Raw genomic sequence first — 20,764 nt, forward strand, 5'->3', positions numbered from 1 at the left:
AGTTGGTCGAGTCGGTCTGCACGCGGGCTCCAGGGGGTGGGACGGGGAGGGGGGAGGTATGCGGTGGGTGCGTCGGGGCTGGTGGGCGGTGGCCGTGACCGGACGGAGGGGGTGTGCTTAGACCAGGTCGGCCAGGTCGGTGACGACCTCGTCGGCACCGTGCTCGCGCAGGGTGGCGGCACCGACCCCGCGGTCGACCCCGACGACCCGGGCGAAGCCGCCCGCGGCTCCCGCGGCCACGCCCGAGACCGCGTCCTCGACGACCACGCACCGGGCGGGGTCCACGCCGAGCCGCTCGGCGGCATACCGGAAGGTGTCGGGCTCGGGCTTGCCCGCCAGGCCCTGCTCGGCGGCGACGACGCCGTCGACGACGACCTCGAAGCGGTCGGCCAGGCCGGCGGTCCTCAGCACCTCGACGGCGTTCTTGGAGGAGGAGACCACGGCCATGGCCACCTCCCGGCGGGCGAGCTCGTCGAGGAGACGGACCGAGCCGGGGTAGGGCTCGATGCCCTCCTCCTCGAGGACCTCGTTGAACAGGTCGTTCTTGCGGTTGCCCAGCCCGCAGACGGTGCGCTCGTCCGGGTCGTCGGACGGGTCGCCCTGGGGCAGCTCGATGCCGCGGGAGGCCAGGAAGGTGGCCACGCCCTCGTAGCGGGGCCGCCCGTCGACGTGGGCGAAGTAGTCGTCGTCGGTGTAGGGCTCCTGCTCCTCGGGCAGCTCGTCGAGGAAACGGGTGAACATCACCTCCCACGCCCGCATGTGGACCTCGGCGGTGGGGGTGATCACCCCGTCCAGGTCGAGGAGGGCGGCGTCGACGGTGTCCCAGTTCACCCGGCCCAGCGTAGGGGACGGACCGTGGACGGGGGTGGGATCGCCCGGCCGCGTCGTGCCCGGGCGGCGGCTCGGGACGGCCGCGGAGGGGGGAGGGGCTGTGCACGGTCGGTCGGGGCTGTCGGCCCGGGCGGCTACGGTCGGGGGATGACGACCACCCAGGCAGACGTGGACCAGACCCCGGGCCCTCCGCGGTCCCGGGAGCAGCTGCACGAGCAGGCGCACGACGCGCTGCGGCGGCTCGTCGGGCGCGACGACGCCCGGTTCCGCGACGGACAGCTCGACGCCGTGACGGCGCTGGTGGAGGACCGCGGACGGGTGCTGGTCGTGCAACGGACCGGCTGGGGCAAGTCGGCCGTCTACTTCGTGGCCACCGCGCTGCGCCGCGCCCAGGGGGCCGGCCCGACGGTGATCGTCTCGCCCCTGCTGGCCCTGATGCGTGACCAGATCGCCGCGGCGGGCCGGGCCGGGGTCCGGGCCGTGACCATGAACTCGGCCAACGCCACCGAGTGGGACGAGGTCCGCCAGGCCCTCGCGGAGGACCGGGTCGACGTCCTCCTCGTGAGCCCGGAGCGGTTGAACAACCCGCGCTTCCGCGACGAGCAGCTGCCCGACCTGGCCCGTCGCTGCGGGTTGCTCGTGGTCGACGAGGCCCACTGCATCTCCGACTGGGGCCACGACTTCCGCCCCGACTACCGCCGCATCCGGACCCTGCTGGACGCACTGCCCGAGGGGACGCCGGTGCTGGCGACGACGGCGACGGCCAACGAGCGGGTGGTCGACGACGTCGTCGAGCAGCTGGGCGTCGGCGGGTCCCAGGTGCGCACGATCCGCGGGCCGCTGGCCCGGGCGTCGCTGCGGCTGGGCGTCCTCCCGCGGCTGACGCCCGAGCAGCGGCTGGGGTGGCTGCTGGCCCACCTCGGGACCCTGCCCGGCAGCGGCATCATCTACTGCCTCACGGTGTCCGCGGCCGAGGACGTGGCCGAGGCCCTGCGCGGGGCCGGCACGAGGTGGCGGCCTACACCGGCCGGACCGACACCGAGGAGCGCGAGCGGCTCGAGGGCGCCCTGCGGGACAACCAGGTCAAGGCGCTGGTGGCCACGAGCGCTCTGGGGATGGGCTTCGACAAGCCGGACCTGGGCTTCGTCGTCCACCTGGGCGCCCCGAGCTCGCCGGTGGCCTACTACCAGCAGGTCGGTCGTGCCGGCCGTGCCACGGAGCGCGCCGACGTGCTGCTGCTGCCCGGCTCGGAGGACCGCGACATCTGGAACTACTTCGCCACCGTCTCGATGCCGCGCCAGGACCAGGCCGACGCCGTGCTGACGGCGCTCGCCGAGGCCGGCCGACCGATGTCGACGCCGGCGCTGGAGACCGTCGTCGACGTGCGGCGCACCCGGCTGGAGCTGCTGCTGAAGGTGCTCGACGTCGAGGGGGCCGTGGCCAAGGTCCAGGGCGGGTGGACGGCCACGGGCCAGCCCTGGGTCTACGACAAGGAGCGCTACACCCGCGTCGCCGAGGCCCGCGTGCGTGAGGCCGAGCTGATGCTGGGCTACCAGCAGACCGACGGGTGCCGGATGGCGTTCCTGCAGGAGTGCCTGGACGACAGCACCGCCGAGCCGTGCGGCCGGTGCGACCGCTGCGCCGGCACCTGGTTCCCCACGGACATCCCCGCGGAGGCCGTCGGGTCCGCCAAGGACCGGCTGGGGTCGGTCGGCGTGCCCGTCGAGCCGCGGGGTCAGTGGCCGACGGGGATGCCGCGCCTGGGTGTGGACGTCAAGGGCAAGATCCGGCCCGAGGAGCAGGCCGGCGTGGGCCGCGCTCTGGCCCGGCTCTCCGACCTCGGCTGGGGACAACGGCTGCGGGCGGTCCTGGCGGCCGGGGAGTCGCGCCCCGACCCGGAGGTGCCGGACGACCCCGAGCTCGGGCCGGCTCTGACCCCGGGCCAGCCGGTCCCGGAGGACGTGACCCGGGCCGTGGTCCAGGTTCTCGCCGGGTGGGACTGGGGGCAGCGCCCCGTCGGGATCGTGGCGATGCCGTCGCGTCGTCGCCCCGCCGTGGTGGGCTCCCTCGCGGAGCAGATCAGCCAGATCGGCCGCCTGCCCCTGCTGGGCAGCCTGGACCTCGTGCACGGCGGCCCCGTGGGGGAGCCGGGCGGCAACAGCGCCTTCCGGCTGGCCAACGTCTGGGGCCGGGTGGGCGTCGGGCCGCAGCTGCGGGCAGCGCTTGCCGAGGCCCGCGGGCCGGTGCTGCTCGTCGACGACGTCGTGGACTCCCGCTGGACGCTCACGGTGGCGGCCCGCGAGCTGCGGCTCGCCGGTGCCGACGCGGTGCTGCCGCTCGTGCTGGCCCTGGAGGCGTGAGAGGTCCCACCGGGTGGGCGCCGGGGGCGCGGGCCGGCCGGTAGCCTCACGCCCGTGACCGGTCCCCACGTCCTCTACGTCGCCTGGGGCTTCCCCCCGGCCCGCAGCGGAGGGGTCTACCGGGCGCTGGCCACCGCCAACGCCTTCGCCCAGGGCGGTGCGCAGGTCACCGTCCTCACCGCCGAGCGAGAGGCCTTCGAGCGGTACACCGCCGTCGACCCGGCCCTGGAGGAGCACGTCGACCCGCGGATCGAGGTCCGCCGCCTGCCCTTCGAGTGGCCCGCCCGCGAGCCCGACCGCTCGCGCTGGCCCCTCGCGCGCAGGGCCCTGCCGCGGGTCTGGTGGCACGTGCGCAAGCGGCTCGACCGCATACCCTTCCCCGAGTCCGGCTACGGACCATGGCGGGCCACGCTGGAGTCCGCGGCCCGGGAGGTGCACGCGCAGCGCCCGGTCGACCTGGTCGTGGCCACCGTCAACCCCTACGTCGACCTCGCCGCCCCCAGGGTGCTGGCCCGCGAGCACGGGGTGCCCTACGTCGTGGACCACCGCGACGCCTGGCAGCTGGACGTCTTCTCCGGGCGTCGCACCCACCGTCGGGGGAGCCGGGTGGACCGCACCGAGAAGGCCCTCCTGCGAGGGGCCCTGGAGGTCTGGTTCGTCAACGAGCCCCTGCGGGCCTGGCACGCCGCCCACCACCCGGGGGCCGCCGGGCGGATGCACGTCGTGGCCAACGGCGTGGACGCCGCCTTCGCGCCGGGCCCGCGGCTGGACCCGCCCGCCGCGGACGCACCGCTGCGGTTCGGCTACCTGGGCACGATGTCGCGCCAGGTGCCCGTGGAGGCGTTCCGGCGGGGATGGGTGCTGGCCCGCTCCCGCTCGCCGGAGCTCGCCGGGGCCACCGCCCACGTCTACGGCTGGGCGGGGCACTACGCCGCGCCAGACCCCGACACCCCCGTTCTCACCGGTGAGGACGGCGTCGTGCTGCGCGGACCGGTGTCCCGGACCGCGGTGGCGCAGGTCTACGAGCAGCTCGACGTGGTGCTGCTGATCCTCGGCACCGGGCGCTACGTCACCAGCGGCAAGGTGTACGAGTACATGGCCAGCGCCCTGCCGGTCGTCTCCGTCCACGACCCCGGCAACGCCGCCGCCGACGTGCTGAGGGGGTACCCGCTGTGGTTCCCGGCGGCCGACCTGTCCGCGGAGGGCGTGGCGGCCGCGTTGCAGGCGGCCGCGCACGCCGCCCGCACCACCGACCGGGCGACGCGGGAGGCGGCCGCGCGGTACGGCTCCGCCTTCGCGCGGGAGGCCCAGCTGCGCCCCCGGGTGCAGGCTCTGCTGGCCGCAGCCTCGACGGCGACCGGTCGTGCTCCCGGTGCGGGCTCTGCCGGCGGGAGCCTCAGCGGCGACCGGTGAGGCGTGACGCGCGGGAGCCGGCGCGTCTGTCGACGATCTCCCGGAGGCGACGCTCCAGCGGCTCGAGCTGCCGGGTGCGCTCGAACCGGGTGGCGTGGGCCCGTGCCCGGGCCTGCTGCTCCGGGGTGACCGAACGGGCCAGCGCCACCGCGTCCACGAAGGCGTCGGCGACGTCGTCGGGGTCGAGGGACCGGGTGCGAACGAGGAGCGGGTAGTCGTCGAGGACCTCGGCGACCGCGCAGTCGGGCTCGTACAGGCCCAGGACGGGCTTGCCGGTGGACATGTACTCGAACACCTTGCCGCTGGTGACGTAGGGGGAGTCGGCCACGATCATGACCAGGACGTCGAGGGTCGCGTACGCGTTGGCGATGTCCGCCTTCTCCACCGCCCCGTGCCAGGTCACCTGCTGGGTGGCATCGGCCAGGGGCAGCAGGGTGCGGACGGCCGCACTGACGCCGAAGAAGCCCAGGTGCCCGTAGAGGTCGACCACGGCCCCCGGCAGCCGGCCGGCGTCCTTGGCGCGGCGCCACCCCTCCCACACGGCCGGGTGCGGCTGGTTGGCGGTCAGCGTTCCTACGTATCCGAGGTGGACGGGCCCGAGCCCGTCGGAGGCACCGACCTCGCCCGGGTCGTCGTCCTCGTCGTCCCCGATGACCTCGACATCCTCGACGTCCTCATCATCCTCGACGTCCTCGACGTCGGGCTCCAGGGTGCGGTAGGCCCGCTCCGCCTCCTCGGACAGGAAGACGTCCACCGTGGGGTCCGGCACGTCACCCGTCGACCCGGGCACCAGGGCGGAGACGCCGGACGCGTCGTAGCCGTTGGCCACCACCATCATCCGCCCGGCGTCCTGGGGGTACTGCTCCTGGTGCCACTCCAGGAGCGGGCGGTTGACGAAGGTGATCAGCTCGGCGTCGGCGAAGGTCCGGCGCTCCCAGGTCAGGGCCGCGTGCCCCTCGCGGAAGGCCATCTCGCCGGTGAACAGGTTGAGCGTCCAGGAGTCCCGGCTGTCGAGCACGTACGGGACCCCGGTCGTGCGGCGCAGGGCCCAGACGGCCTGGTAGGCGCTGTACGGGTTGCCGGTGGCCAGGGTGACGTCGACGGGGTGACGCCGGTGGATCTGCAGCAGCCGGGCCAGGACGCCCGGCACCCACGGGCCGTACTGGTCGCACCAGAGGGCCGTCGTGAGCCGGCGGACCACGCGCCGGTGCAGCCCGGGGTAGTTGCCCCTGAACCAGCCGTAGCGGCGCAGGTCGGTCTCCAGGTGGCTCATCGGCAGGGGCACCCGTTCCACCCGTACCCGGGGGTCCACGGCGTCCACGAGGGAGGGGTCGCCCGACCGGGTGATGCGCTCGTAGAAGTCCTCCGTGACGGTCACCACGGTCACCTCCCACCCGGTGCGTGCAAGGTGGTTCGCCAGCGCCAGCATGCGGTAGACCCCGCTGGCCCGTGAGGGCGGGAAGTAGAACGCCACGAGGACCACGTGGGGGCGGCGACCGCGGCCTGGTGGGTCCGGCACCGGCTGGCCCTGCGGGGCAGGCGGTGCCGGTGCCGGTGCGGGTGACGTCTCCTGGACGCTCATTCCTGGGCACCCGCTGCGGCCGACCCGCCGGTCGCGTCCGGCGCGTGGGCGTGCAGCCACCACCGTGCCAGGTGGGTGGCGCTGAAGGCACCGACGTGGACCACGGCCTCGGGGTGCCGGACCGCCTCCCGGTAGGCGAGCTGGGTCATCCGCCCGCCGAGGTGCACGAGGGCGTCCAACCGCTCGAGCCGGGCCAGCTCGGGCTGGCTCTGCACGCGGCGGGCGACGGACTGACCGCGCACGACACGCCATACCCGCCCGTAGACCTTCTCCTCGGAGAAGGCGGACGCCCGCCGCTGGAGCCGTTCGGCCGCGGTGAGCGCGCGGAGCCCGGGGCGGGCCGCCCGGTCGGGAAGGTGGGGAAGGACCGCGCCGGCACCACGCAGGGCTGCTCGCGGAAGCCGGTCCACGACCGTCCGCTCGGCCTGCCGCAGCAGGTTGTAGCGCTCCGGGGCCCCCGGTGACAGCACGGTCACGCCGGCGGGCAGCTGCCGGACCCGGTCCTCGAGGTCGACCGCGGTGACCCGCACCCCCAGGTCCGCGGCCCGGTCGGCGCCGTGGCGCAGCCGCTGCCACTGGCGTGGGCCCTGGAAGATGAGGAGCAGGCTCAGGTCGAGAGGGGTCGCCAGCGGCCGGGCGGGGGGGGCGTGCCGAGGACGTAGCGGTGCTGGAGGTCGGCCGAGCGTTCCTGGCCGTACACGGTGCGCAGCAGGTCGCGGACCGTGCGCAGGTCCTCCGGCGGGGCGTCGGTGCGCACCTGCGCGACCGCCTCCCGCACCTGCCCCGGCGTGGTCTCCGGGGGCAGGAGGACGCACGTGCCGAAGCCCTCGGGCACGACCATCGTCTCCTGCGGTCCGCCGGAGCGGGTGACGACGACGGGCAGGCCGGAGGCCGCCGCCTCGACGAGCGTCAGGCCGAAGGTCTCGTGGGCCGAGAGATGGACCAGCACGTCGTGGTCGCCGTAGTGGGCGGGGACCTCGTGCGGGGCGACCTGGCCGAGGAAGGTCACCCTGTCCGTCAACCCCTGCGCGCGCACGAGGCCCTCCAGCTCCTCGCGCAGAGGGCCGTCCCCCACGAGGGTGAGGTGCAGCCCGGGGCGACCGACCGCGCCGGCCTGCATCTCCTGGGCGAACGCCTCGAGCAGGAGGCGCACCCCCTTGCGCTCCACGAGGTTGCCCACGAAGAGCCAGCGGTCGCGCCGGCCGGTGGAGGCGGGGCGCAGGGGCAGCGCGTCGACGTCGACCGGGTTGGGCACCGCCGAGATGATGTCGGACTGCTGGGGGCACAGCCGGCGCAGCGTCGCGGCCGTCGCGTCGCTCACGGCCATCACCCGCGCCGCGCGGGCGACGGCGGCCCGGTACTGCACCGCGGCGGAGGTGTCGGCGAAGAGGCCGCGGACGTAGGTCGCGTGCTCGACGATGGTGAATCGGGTGCGGTGCGGCAGGAGGGGTGCGACCGCCGCGGCCGTCGGGCCGCCCACGTGGGCCGACACGTGGGTGGCCCGCTGGAGGAGGTCGCCGGCGTGCTCCTGCAGCGCCTCCCGGTGCAGCTCCATCGCCGTCGACCGGGGCGCGTCGGACGGGATCGGCCGGCGGACCACGCGCACGTCGGCCTCCGGGCGGGACTCGTCCACGCTCCAGCTCTGGCCCTCGCCCCGTCCCTGGTCGACCTCGGCCCCCGTGAGCTCGCTGCCGTCGACGTGCACGACCTGGATGCGGTGGTCGAGGTGCCGGCCGAGGGTCTTCACGGCGTCACGGACGAAGGTGCCCCACACGGGGTTCTGCGCCGTGGGGTACCAGGGGGTGACGACCAGGACGAGCATCTCGTCCCGGCCGGGGGGCGGTGCTGGCGGCATGGCGCCACCCTACGGTCTGGTCCAGCGCGTCCTGCGGAGCGGCGACGGAGCGCCTTGCCATACTGACCGGGTCCGCCAGGGCGGTCGAGACGGAGGGAGCTGGACGGTGGGTCCGAGTGCAGTCGCCGACGGTGGGGGCGACCGTCGTCCGCACGTGCTCTACGTGGCGTGGGGGTTCCCGCCGTCACGCAGCGGGGGCGTCTACCGGGCGCTGGCGACGGTCAACGCCTTCGCCGCCGCCGGGTTCCGGGTCACCGTGCTGACCGCCGCGCGGGAGACCTTCGAGCGGTACACCGGCGCCGACCCCTCGTTGGAGTCGCAGGTGCGGCCGGAGGTGACGGTGGTGCGGATCCCCTTCGAGTGGCCCGCGCTGGAGACCGACCTGCGTCGATGGTCGGCCCTGCGCATGTTCGCACCCGACCGCTGGCGGGAACGACAGCGGCGTCGCGACGTGAGCAGCTTCCCGGAGGTGGGTTACGGCCCCTGGCGGGCCCCGCTCGAGGAGGCAGCCCTCGCCGTGCACGCCCGTTCCCCCGTGGACCTTGCGGTGGCGAGCGCCAACCCCAGCGTCGACTTCACCGCTGCCGACGTCCTGAACCGGAGGCACGGCGTCCCCTACGTCATGGACTACCGGGACGCATGGATGCTCGACGTCTTCGACGGCGGTCTCATGCACCCCGAGGGTGGCCGTGTGGACCGGCTGGAGAAGGATCTGCTCGGCCGGGCTCGCGAGGTGTGGTTCGTCAACGAACCCATCCGCGACTGGCACGCCCGCCGCCACCCTGACGTCGCGGCACGCATGCACGTGGTCGCCAACGGCTTCGACCCGGAGTTCGCGCCGCGACCCCGGCTGGCCCCCCCGGACGGTTCGCGACCGTTGACGTTCGGCTACATCGGGACCCTCAGTCGCAAGGTGCCTCTGCACGAGTTCACCCAGGGCTGGGCCACGGCCCGGTCCACCCACCCGGACCTCGGGCTGGCGCGGGCAGAGGTCTGGGGTCACCTCGGTTACTTCTCGATCCCCAGCTCCGCCATGCTCCGGCTGGTCGAGAGCCATGCGGGGGACGGGCTGACGTACCACGGACCCGTCCCCAAGACCGAGCTCCGGGACGTCTACGACCGCTTCGACGCGCTGCTCCTGCTGCTCGGCGCGGGGAGGTACGTGACGAGCGGCAAGGTGTTCGAGTATGCCGCGACGGGACTGCCCATCGTGTCGCTCCACGACCCCGTCAACGCGGCGGCCGACGTGCTCCGGGGTTATCCGTTGTGGTTCCCGGTCACCGGCCTGTCGACGGAGGAGATCTCCGACGCCCTGGGCGCCGCGGCCGCAGCGGCTCGCCGCGCCGACGCCGGCACGCGGGAGGCGTGCGCGGCGTTCGCAGAGCAGTACCGTCGCGACCTGCAGCTCCGACCGCGCCTCCAGGCGCTGGCGGACCTTCCGGGGCGGCGGACATCAACGGGAGCACCGGTGGGGGAGCACGCATGAAGGTCGTGGTGATGGACACCGGCCGGGGCATCGACGAGCGGAAGGTCGCCCTGTGGCGGTCCCATCTAGGGCTGGGGACGACCGACGAGCTGAGCCTGGTGTCATGGTTCGCCCCCAAGGTCCACCTTCCCCTGGCCCGGACCCTCGTCTGCGGTCCGGTCCTGCGGCTCGGGCAGGAACCGACGGACTGGCCGGTCCTCCCGACCGGTGCCGGTCCGGCGACGGACCTGGTGCCGTCCTCCGCTCCTGAGGTCGGAGGTGCAGCAGGTGCGGTGGAGGGGGCCGCGGTGGAGGAGGCCGCGGGACCACCGTCCGGCGGACTGGGTGTCCCCGAGCTGGACGAGCAGCTGTCGGAACAGGAGGCCGGCCCGGTCCAGGCAGCTGCCGCCGACCAGGATCCCGACCGGGCGGAAGCGGAGGACGGGGGAGGCACGTACACGACGACCGGGCCGCGTGCGGCGACCGGGTCCCATGAAACGGGTCCGACGGAGGGCCAGGAACCGACGGCGCGCTCCAACGACCTGTCCCACCTCCCTGTCCATCATCCTCGGAGGCTCCGCCAGGCCGTTCGGTGGCGAAGCAGGAGGGCCCAGCGTCGGGCCAGTCGGTTGGTCAGCGCCCAGGTGCGCCGCGTGAAGAGGGTCACGACGCGGGGGGCGGCGCTGCCGGACGACTGGCGTAAGCTGCCCGCCCGGGCCCGCGACCTGCCGAGCACGTCCGTCCGGAAGGCGCTGAGCGAGCGCAAGGACGGCATCTCGTGGGAGTTTGCGCTGGCCGCGACGCGGTCCTCCGCGGTGGGCGAGCTGTTCCGGTCCGCCGACCTCGTCGTCCCGGTGGACGAGCGGGCGCAGAAGGCGGCCTGGCTGCTGGCGCGTCGACACCGCGGGCCGGACGTCTACGTCACCCTCCCCTCGGGCGCGCGCGCCCTGGCTGCCCGGCGCGCCCGCCACTGAGGTCGTGCGGGCTCAGCGTCCGCGCAGTTCCAGGTGCTCGGTCAGCACCTCGGAGGCCAGTCGACCGTCGTGAACCCGTTCCACGAACGCCGGCCCCGCCTCCGCGACGACCCTGGCGCCGTCCCGGTCCAGGACCAGCCCTTCCAGCACGTCGGCCAGCGTGTCCGGTGTCGCCTCGACCACTGGCAGCGACATACCGGCGGCGTCCTCTGTGACCCTCCGGACGTCGTCGAGAAGAGGTCCCAGCACCAGGACCCGCCCCGCCGCCATGACCTGGGCGGCCATCACGCCGTAGATCCCGAGTGCGAACTGGTCCAGCACGATGTCGGCGTCGCGCACGAGCGCCGGCATCTGCTCGGGCGGGACGTCCTCGATCCTCCGGTAGTCGACGAGACCCCGTGCGTCGAGCCTGCTCAGCACCTCGTCGGCGGCGGCGCTCCCCTTGAGGGCGGCCCGGCTCGGCGCGTGCAGCACGACGGGTCGCTCCCTGGTCATCGGCGGCGCACCCCCGGCCCAGGTCTCGGGATCGACGACCACCGGCAGCCACACGGATCCGGGTGCGTCCGCCAGCAGCTCGGGGGTGGTCACGAAGACCGGTCCGTGCCCCTCGGTGATGAAGGTCTCCACCTTGGCGGCGAGGGTGTCGCGCTGGGTCTGGAGGCGCGCGGTCAGCTCGTCCTCCGGATCATGGAAGGGGGACCAGGGTGTCAGCGTCGCGTGCCGACGCGGGTCGCGGATCTCCGAACCGTGCAGGATCAGTCCGACGCGGATCCCGACCGCCCGCAGGACGCGGACGTCGCCCTCGAAGGTCCTCCCGTTGCGCAGGCCGAACAGTGGTCGTCCGGACTCGAGGAGCGCGTGGGTCCACTCCTGCTGGGCGGCTCCCTGGAAGGCCTGCGACCAGCGCTGGTCGCGGGAGTAGACGTGGCTCGGCACCGTCTGGTCCCCGGGGAAGAGCAGAGGGAGGTTGCGGTCGACCACCGTGACGTGGGTGCGCAGCCCGGGGATGTTCGCCGTGAGCGCGCGGGCCCAGGCGCTGGCCTGGCCGGCCATGTTGGCCGGGCCGATCCCCACGACCGAGGGGCGGTCGTCGCGGGGTGGTGCTCCCTCGACGAGGCCGGTCAGCATGGTGGGCCTTCCAGGCTCGGCGAGCGCGTCCGGGCCGAGCAGCTCGCGGTAGAGCCCGCGGAGGTTCCGCGCCTGGTGCTCCCAGTGGTAGGGGTCCAGGAGCGCCTCGGTCTCGGCGATGTGCCGGCGCACCTCCGGAAGGCGGTCCAGCAGCGCCCGGAGCTCGGCGGCGAAGGAGACCGGGTCGTCGGCCAGGTGCACGCCGCCGACCTCGTGCTCGCGCACGAAGTCGGCCTGGGCCCGGCAGTCGCTCACGAGGACGGGCAGCCCGGCGAAGAGGTACTCGAACAGCTTGTTGGCGAGCGCCACCTCGTGGCTCCCGTAGTGCAGGAGCGGGATGATCCCGACGTCGGCCGAGGTGACGAATGCGGTCACCGCGTCCGGGGTCACCGGCTCGACCAGGTGCAGGCGGTCGCTGACGCCCAGCTCCACCGCGCGGCTGCGCAGCTGCTTGGCGGGGGCGACCCGGGTGTGGGGGACGCAGACCACGGCGAGGTGCACCCCGGGAAGCTCCGGCAGCGCGTCGACCGCCGTGAGGACGCCACGCGCCGCGGTGACGCCTCCGCTGTAGACCAGCAGTGGGACGTCCTCGGACAGTCCGCACTGGTCGCGGAGGCCGACGACGCCGTCCGGAGCCGGACTGGCACCCGGCGGGGTGTTCATCACGACGGTGGGCCGCCGGGGCAGGTCGTACCGGCGTTGGAGCTCCTCGGCCAGGGTTCGGTCACCGTGACCAGGGCACTCGCGGCACGGACGTACTCGCGCTCGGCGTCGAGGTAGCCCAGGATCCGTCGCCGCGTCCGGCCCGGGTACTGCGAGAGCCCGGCGACGAACTCGTGGGCGTCGTAGACCCACTCGGCGGGCCGTCCGCTCGCCCGGCGCCGAGCCACCGCGCGGGTGGCCGTGCCGAGGAGATGGACGTCGTGGGCGTGGATGATCTCCCAGTCCAGCGTGTCGACGACCGGGGCGAAGGCCAGCTCGTAGTCGAAGAGCTCCGGCACCTCACGACGCCAGCTCGTCCCCACGCCGTGGTCGTCCCACCACTCCCACCACGACTCCCGGACCCGGTCCTCGCGGGACCCCAGCTTCTCGACGAGGTGGTCCGCCCCGGTGCGGACCCGGCGCTCCACCTTGCCGCTGAGCGCCCGGGACCGGTGTGTCCACCCACCGAGGTCCTTCGCCTCACCGCTGAGGAGGGTCGAGCGCAACGCCCAGGTGCGCCGGGTGCGGTGCGCCGCCGGGGGAGGCACCAGGCGCGCCTTGCGGCGCTGGGCCCTGAGCGTCTGCTGCGTGCCGCGGAACCGGAAGGCCACCGGGACGCGCACGATCCGGACGTCCCCCAGCAGGGCGTCCTCGTGGAACCCCGAGGAGGCGTGCCCGAGGACGGTCACGGCCGCGCCGCCGTCCGCGAGCGCGAGCGCCGTCTTGAGGACGCGGGTGTCGTGGCGGATGTCGTTGCCGACCATCATGAGGATCGAGGGGCCGGTCACTGAGGTCCTCCTGCGGGTCGGTGGGAACGGACGTCGGGGGTGAGGCTACTCACTGCTCGGCCCGGTCGGGGTCGGTGACCGTCAGGCGGCCGAGCACCCGTGCTGACCAGCGCCCGTCGTGGACCTCCCGGACGAACCCGGGCCCGGCGGCCGCCACGGTGCGTGCCCGGTCCCGGTCGGCCAGCAGGTCGGCGAGGACCTCGGCGAGGGTCTCGGGCGTGATCTCCACGACCGGGACCTCCAGACCGGTCGTGTCCCGGACCCGGTCCCGGACCCGGTCGCCGACGAAGCCGAGCACGACGCGCCCGGCGGCCAGGCCCTCGAGGGCCGACACGCCGTAGAGGCCCATCACCGCCTGGTCGACGAGGACGTCGGCCTCCCGCACCTCCCGACGGACCCGCTCGTGCGGCACCCCCTCCAGGCGCACGTACTCGATCTCCCCGGAGGCGTGCAGGCCCTGCAGGACCGGGTCCACGTGCTCGGACCCCTTGAGCCGACCCCTGCTGGGGATGTGGATGACCCGCGGTGCCCTCCGCTCCAGCACCGGTGCACCGCTCGCCCAGGACGCCGGGTCCACGACGGTGGGGCACCACCGGGCGTCCGGGGCGTCGTCGAGCAGGTCCGGCGTGGAGACGAAGGTCGGCCCGTCGAAGCCGGCGAACAGCTCGACCGCGCGGCGGGCGTTCCGCTCCAACCGCCGCGTCAGGGGGTCGGACGGGTCGGTGAACGGCGAGTGCGGGAACCGTTCCGCGTGCCGGCTCGGGACGCGCAGGTCCGACCCGTGGGCGATCAGGCCCACCTGCAGCCCGCCGCGACGCAGCACCGGCAGCTCCTCGGCGCAGGTCCGGCCGTAGAGGGTGCCCAGCACGGGCCGGGAGGCCTCCACCAGCACGTGCGTGTAGTGCTCCAGCAGGTGGCGCTCCTGGGTGCGCTGCCAGACGACGTCGCGGTAGGCCGGTGACGGCACGACCTGGTCGGCGGGGAAGCCCATCGGCCCCTCCACCGCCATCGACCGCGCACCGACGCCCGGCACGTGCGCCTCGACGGCCCGGGCCCAGGCGTGACCCTGACCGGCGAAGTTCACCGGCGCGACCAGGAGCCGGGTGTCCTGCTCCGGCACCGACGGGGTCCGCAGCGCCCGGGCCAGCTCGTCGACGGTGGGGGGTGCGGGTGTGGCTCCGAGCAGCACGTCGACGCGGCGCACGAGCGCCGCGGGCAAGGCCCTGCGGACCCGCCGGACCCGGTCCCGGACGGGGGTGGGCAGACGGGGCGGACGCGGCACGGCATACCTCCTAGAGCAGGTCGGCGACGGCCCCGGCGAAGGCCTGGTAGAGCGCGGGTGCCTGGGCCGCCGGCCCGCAGGAGCCCTCCCGGCGGGCGGACTCCCGGGCCATGGACAGGGTCCCGGGCTGCTGCGACCAGCCCCGCAGCACCTCGGCGACGGCGGCACCGACCTGCTCGTCGTCCCCGGTCGGCACGACCGACCCCGCCCCGGTCGTGCCGACCACGTCGGCCTGGCGGGGCAGGTCGGTGGTGACGACGGGCAGGCCGCAGGCCAGGTACTCGGCGAGCTTGCTCGGCACCGCGCGACGGAACGCGGGGGTGTCCGCCAGCAGCACGAGGCCGCACCACGCGCCGGCCGCGTCGGCCCAGGCAGGGACGGGCGGGCGTCGGCCGTGCAGCCGCACCCGACGGGCCAGGTCGGGGTCGGCGTCCAGCGCGGCCTCCATGGCCGGGCGGTCCGCGGGGGCGACGGGGCCAACGACGTCCAGGGTCCAGTCCGGTGCTCCGCGCAGCGCCGCGAACATCGCGAACAGCCCGCGGCTGGCGCGCACGTCGCCCACGTAGACCGCCCGGGGACGCGGGTCGGGCAGCGCCGGGGCGGGGAGCATCCCCGGGTAGGGGACGTTGGGCAGCAGCAGGCGGTGGCGGGCCCGGAGCGGAGGGACGTGGTCGTCGGCCACCACGGTCAGGTCGGCCCGGGCCGCGACCTCCTGGAAGGTCCGGACCAGTCCCCGGGCGAGGATCCCGGGCAGCCCGTGCATCCGCCTGGCCCAGGGCCGGTCGTGCAGGAGCGCCCCGTAGTCCTCGTGCACGTCGACCACCAGGCGGCGGCCGGTGGCCCGGACGACCGCGCCGGCGGCGACCGCCGAGTCCGGGTCGTGCGCGAGCAGCACCCGGCCCCGGGCGCGGACGGCCATCTCCCCGGCGAGGGCGGCCCGGCCGGCGGGCCCGCGACGCCGCCACGTCCGGGCGGACGACCCGGCGGGGGCGTCGACCCCGTGGCCGAGGGCGAGCACCTCGACGCGGATGCCGAGCCCGACCAGCGCCGCCACCTCGCGGTGGAGGCGCGCGTCGGCGAGGTCGTGGCCCGAGGTGACGACCGAGACGTCCACCCGCGGGCCGCCCCTCCTCAGATCTCCTCCATCGTCGAGGGGGTCTTGCCGACCTTGACGAACTCGGTGTAGGCCGTGATGCACTCCGCGGGGGAGGCGTGCATCATGATGCGGCCCTTGTGCAGCCACAGGCAGTCGGTGCACATCTCCTGGATGCTGGACAGGCCGTGGCTGACGAGGAACATCGCCCGGGCGCTGTCGCGCAGCTCGGCCATCTTGGCGTCGGCCTTCTCGCGGAACTTCGCGTCGCCCGCCGAGAGCGCCTCGTCGACCATGAGGATGTCGGGCCGCATGTGGACGGCCACGGAGAACGCCAGCCGGCTGAACATGCCGGAGGAGTAGGTGCGCAGCGGAGCGTCGATGAACTCGCCCAGCTCGGCCCAGTCGGCGATCTCGTCGGCGCGCTCCTCGACCTCGCGCCGGGACAGACCGGCCGCCAGCCCGCCCAGTCGCACGTTCTCCCGGCCCGAGAGGTTGACGTTGAAGCCCACGCCGAGCGCGAGCAGGGTGCTGGCGCGACCCCACACCTCCACCCGCCCCTCGGTGGGGGACAGGATGCCGGCGAGCGTGCGCAGCAGGGTGGACTTGCCCGCGCCGTTGGACCCGATGATGCCCATCGAGGTGCCCACCGGGACGTCGAAGGTCACCCGGCGCAGGGCCTGGATCTCCACGACGGACCGCTGACGGCGGGTGATGGCCTTCTTGAACGTCGGCACCCGCTCGAACCGGGTCCGGTAGGTGACCGAGAGGTTCTGCACGCTGGCGGCCAGGTCGGTGCGGCCGGTGTTGTCCCGGTAGGGGTAGGAGTCGGCCGCCGCGGGACCACGGGTGCGGTCCTTGGCGAGCGAGAAGGCACCACCGACGAAGGACCGGCCGGCGCTGTCGGCGGTGGGACGGCCGGGGCCGTCCCCCTCCGGGGCCCGGCCGGGCGAGGGCTGCTCAGATGCGGACAGCGAAATCACGCTCCCTCGACATGAAGTAGGCCGACCCCACCACGAACGCCCCGACCGCCCAGGCGACGGCCAGCAGCCACAGCTCCAGCCCGGGCACCTGGCCGTCCTGCAGGGCCATCCCGTACCCCCCGATGAGGGCGTACAGGGGGTTGAAGGGCGCGATCGCCTGGGCCGTCGCGTGGCCCCCGATCATGTCCACGGTCCACAGCACCGGCGAGGAGTAGAGCCAGATGCGCATGAGGTAGGGCAGGAAGGCGGTCATGTCCCGGAAGTAGACCTGCAGGGCGGCGAAGAGGGCGGACAGCCCGGCGGCGAACATCGCCAGCAGCCCCAGGAAGATCGGGGCGACCAGGAAGGTCGCGGGCGTCCACGGGTTCCCGGCCATGATGTGGAAGACGAAGTAGACCGGCAGCGTGGGCAGGAAGCGCAGCAGGGCGGTCCGCACCGCCGCCAGGGGGAGCAGGAGCCTCGGGAAGGCGGTGTTGAGCACCAGGCCACCGGCGTTGACGACCGAGCCGGCCGCGTTGTTGACCGACCCCTGGAAGAAGTAGAAGACGAACAGGCCCCCGGTCAGGTGGGCGAAGTACTCCCAGCCCTGGGTGTCGTCGCGCTGGGAGATGACGGTCACCAGCAGGTAGTAGACGAGCGAGAGCAGGAGCGGGTTGAGCACCAGCCACGCCTGGCCGAAGAAGGTGTTGGTGTTGGCCCCGCGCATGTTGGCCTTGGAGGTCTCGAAGGCGAACTCGCGCCGGCGCCACAGCTCACGGAAGTAGGTCGGCAGGTGCGGCAGCCCCGTCCGGTGGGGCATGTAGCGGTGGTAGTCCGTGGCGAACCCGGGCGGTTCCGGGGTCGCGGTGGCGCCGGCGCTCCCGTCCGTCGTCTCGTGGCTCATCGCTGCCGATCCTCGTCCGTGCCGTGGTCCACCGGAGCCGCGTCGGCCCGGCGTGTCGCGTCCTGCCCGTGCCGGCGGGCAGCCAGCCGGTCGTACACCGCCAGGAGCCGGTGCGCGTCCGCCTCCCAGCTGAGGGTCCCCGAGGCGGCCAGCACGGCCCTGCGCAGCCCGGCATAGTCTGCCACGGCCTCCTCCACGGCCCGGGCCAGCGAGCGCGTGTCCCCGGGGCGGTAGAGCGTGCCCAGCCCGTGCTCCCGGACCGCCTTCGCCAGCTCGCCGACGTCGGTGGCCACCACGGGCACGCCCGCCCGGACCGCGTGGAAGAGCTTGTTGGGCAGGGCGAGGCGGTGGTTCTCCCACGCGTCGGAGTGGGTCACCAGCGCCAGCCCCGCGCGGGTGAGCAGGTCGGTGAGCTCGTCGGTGCCGACCGGCGCACGGACCGCGGCGTGCCCCGGGTCGAACCCGGCCAGCCAGGTCGCGTCGGCTGTCCGACGAGCGTCACGGGCAGGGGAATACCGGGGTCCAGGGTCACCGCGGCGACCGTCTCCAGCTCCCGGTATGCCGCCAGCCGGCCGGGGTAGACCAGTGCGGTGGGGGCGTCGGGCGGCGTGGGTGGCGTGGCGGCCGCCGGGAAGGTGTTGCGCACGACGGTGACGTGGTTCCAGCCGTACCGCCGGCGCAGCGCGTCGGCCACGCCGTCGCCGACGGTGAGGACGGCGTCGGCCCGGTCGCCGAGGGTCTGCTCCAGCCGGCGCTCGCGGCGGTCCGCCCACGGGGTGGGGCGGTGCTCGCGGGGACGTCCGGTCCACAGCTCGTGCGCGTCGTAGACGAGGGGGACGTCGCGGGCTTCGGCGAGGGCGGAGCCGGCGGCCAGGGCGGTGAAGTCGTGCGCGTGCACCGCGTCGAACCCCCGTCGCTGCGCGTCGACGGTCGCGGCGGCGGCCCACCGTCCGAAGGCGGACCGGCGGTGCTCGGGGAGCAGGAGCCAGCGGGCCAGCCGGACGGGTGCCGGCTGCCGACGGGCCGACAGCGGGGCCGCGCCGTCGCGGCGCAGGGCCGAGGACACCCCGACCGAGCTGACGGTCACGCCCGCGGGCGGGACGAAGTCCTCGGGGACCGCCCGGCCGACGACGTGCACGGTGTGCCCGGCCGCGACGAGGGTCGTGGCCTCGCGCAGGACCCGGGTGTCGGTGGCGACCGGGGTCGCCACGAGCATCAGCACCCGCACGGCATACCCCGGGGGTTCAACGGCATACCCCGGTGGTTCATCCGTCCAGTATCGGTGGCGGTGAGCTCCCGGGTCCTACCGGCCCCGTCATCCGAAGCCCTGGCTCTGGAGCCACCACAGGAGCAGCAGCGCCTCGGCCGCCATGCCCAGGGACAGGCCCAGGAGGAACCCGGCACCCCACCGGCGCAGCCGCGGCACGAGCACCACGGCCACGGCGATCGCGACGGCCGGGAGCGGGGAGAAGTGGTCGAGGTAGGCGACCAGCTGCCAGCGCTCCAGCAGCGGCCCCAGCGCGAGCCCGAGCACCAGCTGCAGCACGAACCCGGCCGGCACGCCCAGCAGGAACCCCCAGACGAGACCACCGGTGGTGATCGTCCCCTGCGCGGTGTCGCGCCGCGTTCGCGTGGTCGGCCCCTTCGCCATGAGCGGAGCCTAGACCCGCAGGGGGTCCTCCGGCGGACGGCGCGGGCTATGCCGCCGGTGCGCCGAGGACGGGTGCGGGCCGGTGGCGGGCCCACGCGCGGTGGGCGATCTTGACGACCTCCTGGGCCCAGAGCACGACCGACGCCATCGCGAGGCAGACCAGCCACTGCAGACCGCTGAGGGGGACGGTGGTGAAGGCGTGCTGCATCACGGGCACGTGCACGACGACGACCTGGAGCGCGACGACCAGCCCGATCGCCGCCCACAACCACGGGTTGCGGAACATCCGGTGGAACGAGCTCTGCGCGGCCGAGCGCGAGCTGAGCGCGTTGAGGAGCTGGGCCAGGACGAGCGTCGTGAACCCGGCGGTCCGCGCCAGGTCGAAGGACTCCGAGCCCTCGAGCAGCCCGCCGGGCAGGAACAGGTCCATCGTCAGCAGGGTGACCGCCCCCATGAGAAAACCGGTGAAGAGGATCCGCGCCCACATCGGCCGGTCGAGGATGGGACGGTCGGGGCGGCGCGGCGGGCGGGCCATGACGTCGTCGATCTCGGGGTCGACCCCCATCGCGAGCGCCGGCACGGAGTCGGTGACCATGTTGATCCACAGGATCTGGGTCGCGAGCAGCGGAACGACGAGCGCGTCGGGGTTGGCGGTGTCGCGCAGGCCGAGGACGCCGGCGAGGACGATGCCGAAGAACACGGTGACGACCTCGCCCAGGTTCGACGACATCATGTAGCGCAGGAACTTGCCGATGTTGTCGAAGATGATCCGTCCGCGGTGGATCGCGGCGACGATCGTCGCGAAGTTGTCGTCGCCGAGGATCATCCGGCTGGCTTCCTTGGTCACCTCGGTGCCGGTGATGCCCATCGCGATCCCGATGTCGGCACTCTTGAGCGCCGGAGCGTCGTTGACGCCGTCACCGGTCATCGCCACGACGTGCCCGTCCCGCTGGAGGGCGTCCACGATCCGCAGCTTGTGGTGGGGGGCGACGCGCGCGTAGACGCTGACCTCCCGGACCAGGTCGACGAGGGCGTCGTCGTCCAGCCGCTCCAGCTCGACGCCGGCGGCAGCGCGCCCACCCTCGGCGATGATGCCCAGGTCGGCGGCGATCCGCTGCGCGGTCGCGGGATGGTCACCGGTGATCATGATGGTGCGGACGCCGGCGCGGTGGGCGGCGGCGACGGCGGCCTGGGCCTCCTCCCGCGGCGGGTCGATGATGCCGACCACGCCGGCGAGGACGAGGTCGTGCTCGACGTCGGCGTCGTGGTGGCCCGGCTCGCCGTCGTCGGCGACGCGGTAGGCGACGCCCAGCGTGCGGTAACCCTCGGCGGAGAGGGCCTCGACGACCGCCAAGTGCCTGGCGCGGGCGGCGTCGTCCAGCGGGACGACCTCGTCCCCGTGGCGCTCGGCGACGCAGCGGTCCAGGAGGACGTCGGCCGCGCCCTTGGTGAAGATGCGGTTCTCCGCGCGGTCGTCGTGGTGGGCGAGGACCGACATCATCTTGCGCTCGGAGGTGAACGGCGCCTCGGCCCGCCGCTCGTAGTGCCCGATCCGCTCGGTCACCTCCCCGAGCTTGGAGCTCGCCACGATGAAGGCGGCCTCGGTCGGGTCTCCGTGGACCACCCACTGGCCGTCCTGCTCGGAGATGGTCGCGTTGTTCGCGACGGACCCGCCGATGAGGACGAGCCGGGCCTCCACGAGGAGGTCCTCGGGCGGCGGCGCCGGCGGCATCGGCGGCATCCCCATTGGTGCCGGCGTCATCGGCGGCATCGC

Annotated in this window: 17 protein-coding genes and 1 pseudogene; 4 read left to right on the forward strand and 14 right to left on the reverse strand. The window is 74.3% G+C overall.

Annotated features, from left to right (window positions below):
• Positions 1–117: 117 nt before the first annotated feature.
• On the reverse strand, positions 118–831 hold the full coding sequence (locus ACQ95T_RS05455; RefSeq protein ID WP_425940060.1) for an HAD family hydrolase: 714 nt from the start codon (positions 829–831) through the stop codon (positions 118–120).
• A gap of 147 nt (positions 832–978) precedes the next feature.
• On the opposite strand from ACQ95T_RS05455, the pseudogene ACQ95T_RS05460 reads away from it, so the two are divergent.
• Positions 979–3,191: pseudogene (locus ACQ95T_RS05460) on the forward strand (RecQ family ATP-dependent DNA helicase).
• A 54-nt stretch (positions 3,192–3,245) separates the two neighbouring features.
• Positions 3,246–4,604 (forward strand): glycosyltransferase, encoded by a 1,359-nt coding sequence (locus tag ACQ95T_RS05465; protein ID WP_425940063.1) that lies wholly within the window; start codon positions 3,246–3,248, stop codon positions 4,602–4,604.
• On the opposite strand, the gene ACQ95T_RS05470 is transcribed toward ACQ95T_RS05465, so the two are convergent.
• The 3 genes from ACQ95T_RS05470 to ACQ95T_RS05480 form a co-directional block, all read right to left on the reverse strand.
• The gene (locus tag ACQ95T_RS05470) at positions 4,588–6,078 is read right to left on the reverse strand and encodes a glycosyltransferase (RefSeq protein WP_425940064.1); all 1,491 of its coding nucleotides are present in this window, start codon (positions 6,076–6,078) and stop codon (positions 4,588–4,590) included. The genes ACQ95T_RS05465 and ACQ95T_RS05470 overlap by 17 nt on opposite strands.
• 104 nt (positions 6,079–6,182) lie before the next feature.
• Complete coding sequence (locus ACQ95T_RS05475; RefSeq protein WP_431473614.1) at positions 6,183–6,716, reverse strand: hypothetical protein; 534 nt, start codon at positions 6,714–6,716, stop codon at positions 6,183–6,185.
• A 77-nt stretch (positions 6,717–6,793) separates the two neighbouring features.
• Positions 6,794–8,041 carry a glycosyltransferase gene (locus tag ACQ95T_RS05480; RefSeq protein WP_431473615.1) on the reverse strand — a complete coding sequence of 416 codons (1,248 nt, stop codon included), beginning with the start codon at positions 8,039–8,041 and terminating at the stop codon, positions 6,794–6,796.
• 106 nt (positions 8,042–8,147) lie between these two features.
• Here ACQ95T_RS05480 and ACQ95T_RS05485 point away from each other — a divergent pair, with 106 nt between their 5' ends.
• Positions 8,148–9,527 carry a glycosyl transferase gene (locus ACQ95T_RS05485; protein WP_425940067.1) on the forward strand — a complete coding sequence of 460 codons (1,380 nt, stop codon included), beginning with the start codon at positions 8,148–8,150 and terminating at the stop codon, positions 9,525–9,527.
• Positions 9,524–10,480: a hypothetical protein gene (locus ACQ95T_RS05490; protein WP_425940069.1), complete on the forward strand. Its 957-nt coding sequence runs from the start codon at positions 9,524–9,526 to the stop codon at positions 10,478–10,480. Before ACQ95T_RS05485 ends, ACQ95T_RS05490 begins: the two co-directional genes overlap by 4 nt.
• Before the next feature lie 12 nt (positions 10,481–10,492).
• Here the strand turns inward: ACQ95T_RS05490 and ACQ95T_RS05495 are convergent, their stop codons facing one another.
• From ACQ95T_RS05495 to ACQ95T_RS05540, 10 genes are all read right to left on the reverse strand, one after another.
• Positions 10,493–12,271 (reverse strand): glycosyltransferase, encoded by a 1,779-nt coding sequence (locus ACQ95T_RS05495; RefSeq protein ID WP_431473616.1) that lies wholly within the window; start codon positions 12,269–12,271, stop codon positions 10,493–10,495.
• On the reverse strand, positions 12,271–13,098 hold the full coding sequence (locus tag ACQ95T_RS05500) for a hypothetical protein (RefSeq protein ID WP_431473617.1): 828 nt from the start codon (positions 13,096–13,098) through the stop codon (positions 12,271–12,273). Before ACQ95T_RS05500 ends, ACQ95T_RS05495 begins: the two co-directional genes overlap by 1 nt.
• A gap of 49 nt (positions 13,099–13,147) precedes the next feature.
• Positions 13,148–14,380 (reverse strand): hypothetical protein, encoded by a 1,233-nt coding sequence (locus tag ACQ95T_RS05505; protein ID WP_425940073.1) that lies wholly within the window; start codon positions 14,378–14,380, stop codon positions 13,148–13,150.
• Between the two features lie 10 nt (positions 14,381–14,390).
• On the reverse strand, positions 14,391–15,494 hold the full coding sequence (locus ACQ95T_RS05510) for a glycosyltransferase (protein WP_425940075.1): 1,104 nt from the start codon (positions 15,492–15,494) through the stop codon (positions 14,391–14,393).
• Between the two features lie 17 nt (positions 15,495–15,511).
• Positions 15,512–16,456: an ABC transporter ATP-binding protein gene (locus ACQ95T_RS05515; protein WP_425940076.1), complete on the reverse strand. Its 945-nt coding sequence runs from the start codon at positions 16,454–16,456 to the stop codon at positions 15,512–15,514.
• Positions 16,434–17,339 (reverse strand): ABC transporter permease, encoded by a 906-nt coding sequence (locus ACQ95T_RS05520; protein ID WP_425940078.1) that lies wholly within the window; start codon positions 17,337–17,339, stop codon positions 16,434–16,436. Before ACQ95T_RS05520 ends, ACQ95T_RS05515 begins: the two co-directional genes overlap by 23 nt.
• The gene (locus ACQ95T_RS05525) at positions 17,336–17,716 is read right to left on the reverse strand and encodes a glycosyltransferase (protein ID WP_431473618.1); all 381 of its coding nucleotides are present in this window, start codon (positions 17,714–17,716) and stop codon (positions 17,336–17,338) included. Before ACQ95T_RS05525 ends, ACQ95T_RS05520 begins: the two co-directional genes overlap by 4 nt.
• Positions 17,713–18,555, reverse strand: a complete 843-nt coding sequence (locus ACQ95T_RS05530; protein WP_431473912.1) for a glycosyltransferase family 4 protein — start codon at positions 18,553–18,555, stop codon at positions 17,713–17,715. Before ACQ95T_RS05530 ends, ACQ95T_RS05525 begins: the two co-directional genes overlap by 4 nt.
• A 99-nt stretch (positions 18,556–18,654) precedes the next feature.
• Positions 18,655–18,990, reverse strand: a complete 336-nt coding sequence (locus ACQ95T_RS05535; protein ID WP_425940080.1) for a hypothetical protein — start codon at positions 18,988–18,990, stop codon at positions 18,655–18,657.
• 46 nt (positions 18,991–19,036) lie between these two features.
• The gene (locus ACQ95T_RS05540) at positions 19,037–20,722 is read right to left on the reverse strand and encodes a cation-translocating P-type ATPase (protein WP_431473619.1); all 1,686 of its coding nucleotides are present in this window, start codon (positions 20,720–20,722) and stop codon (positions 19,037–19,039) included.
• Between the last annotated feature and the right edge of the window lie 42 nt (positions 20,723–20,764).

The organism is Ornithinimicrobium carbonis, assembly GCF_050703245.1.
In the GTDB taxonomy this organism is placed as follows: Bacteria; Actinomycetota; Actinomycetes; order Actinomycetales; family Dermatophilaceae; genus Ornithinicoccus.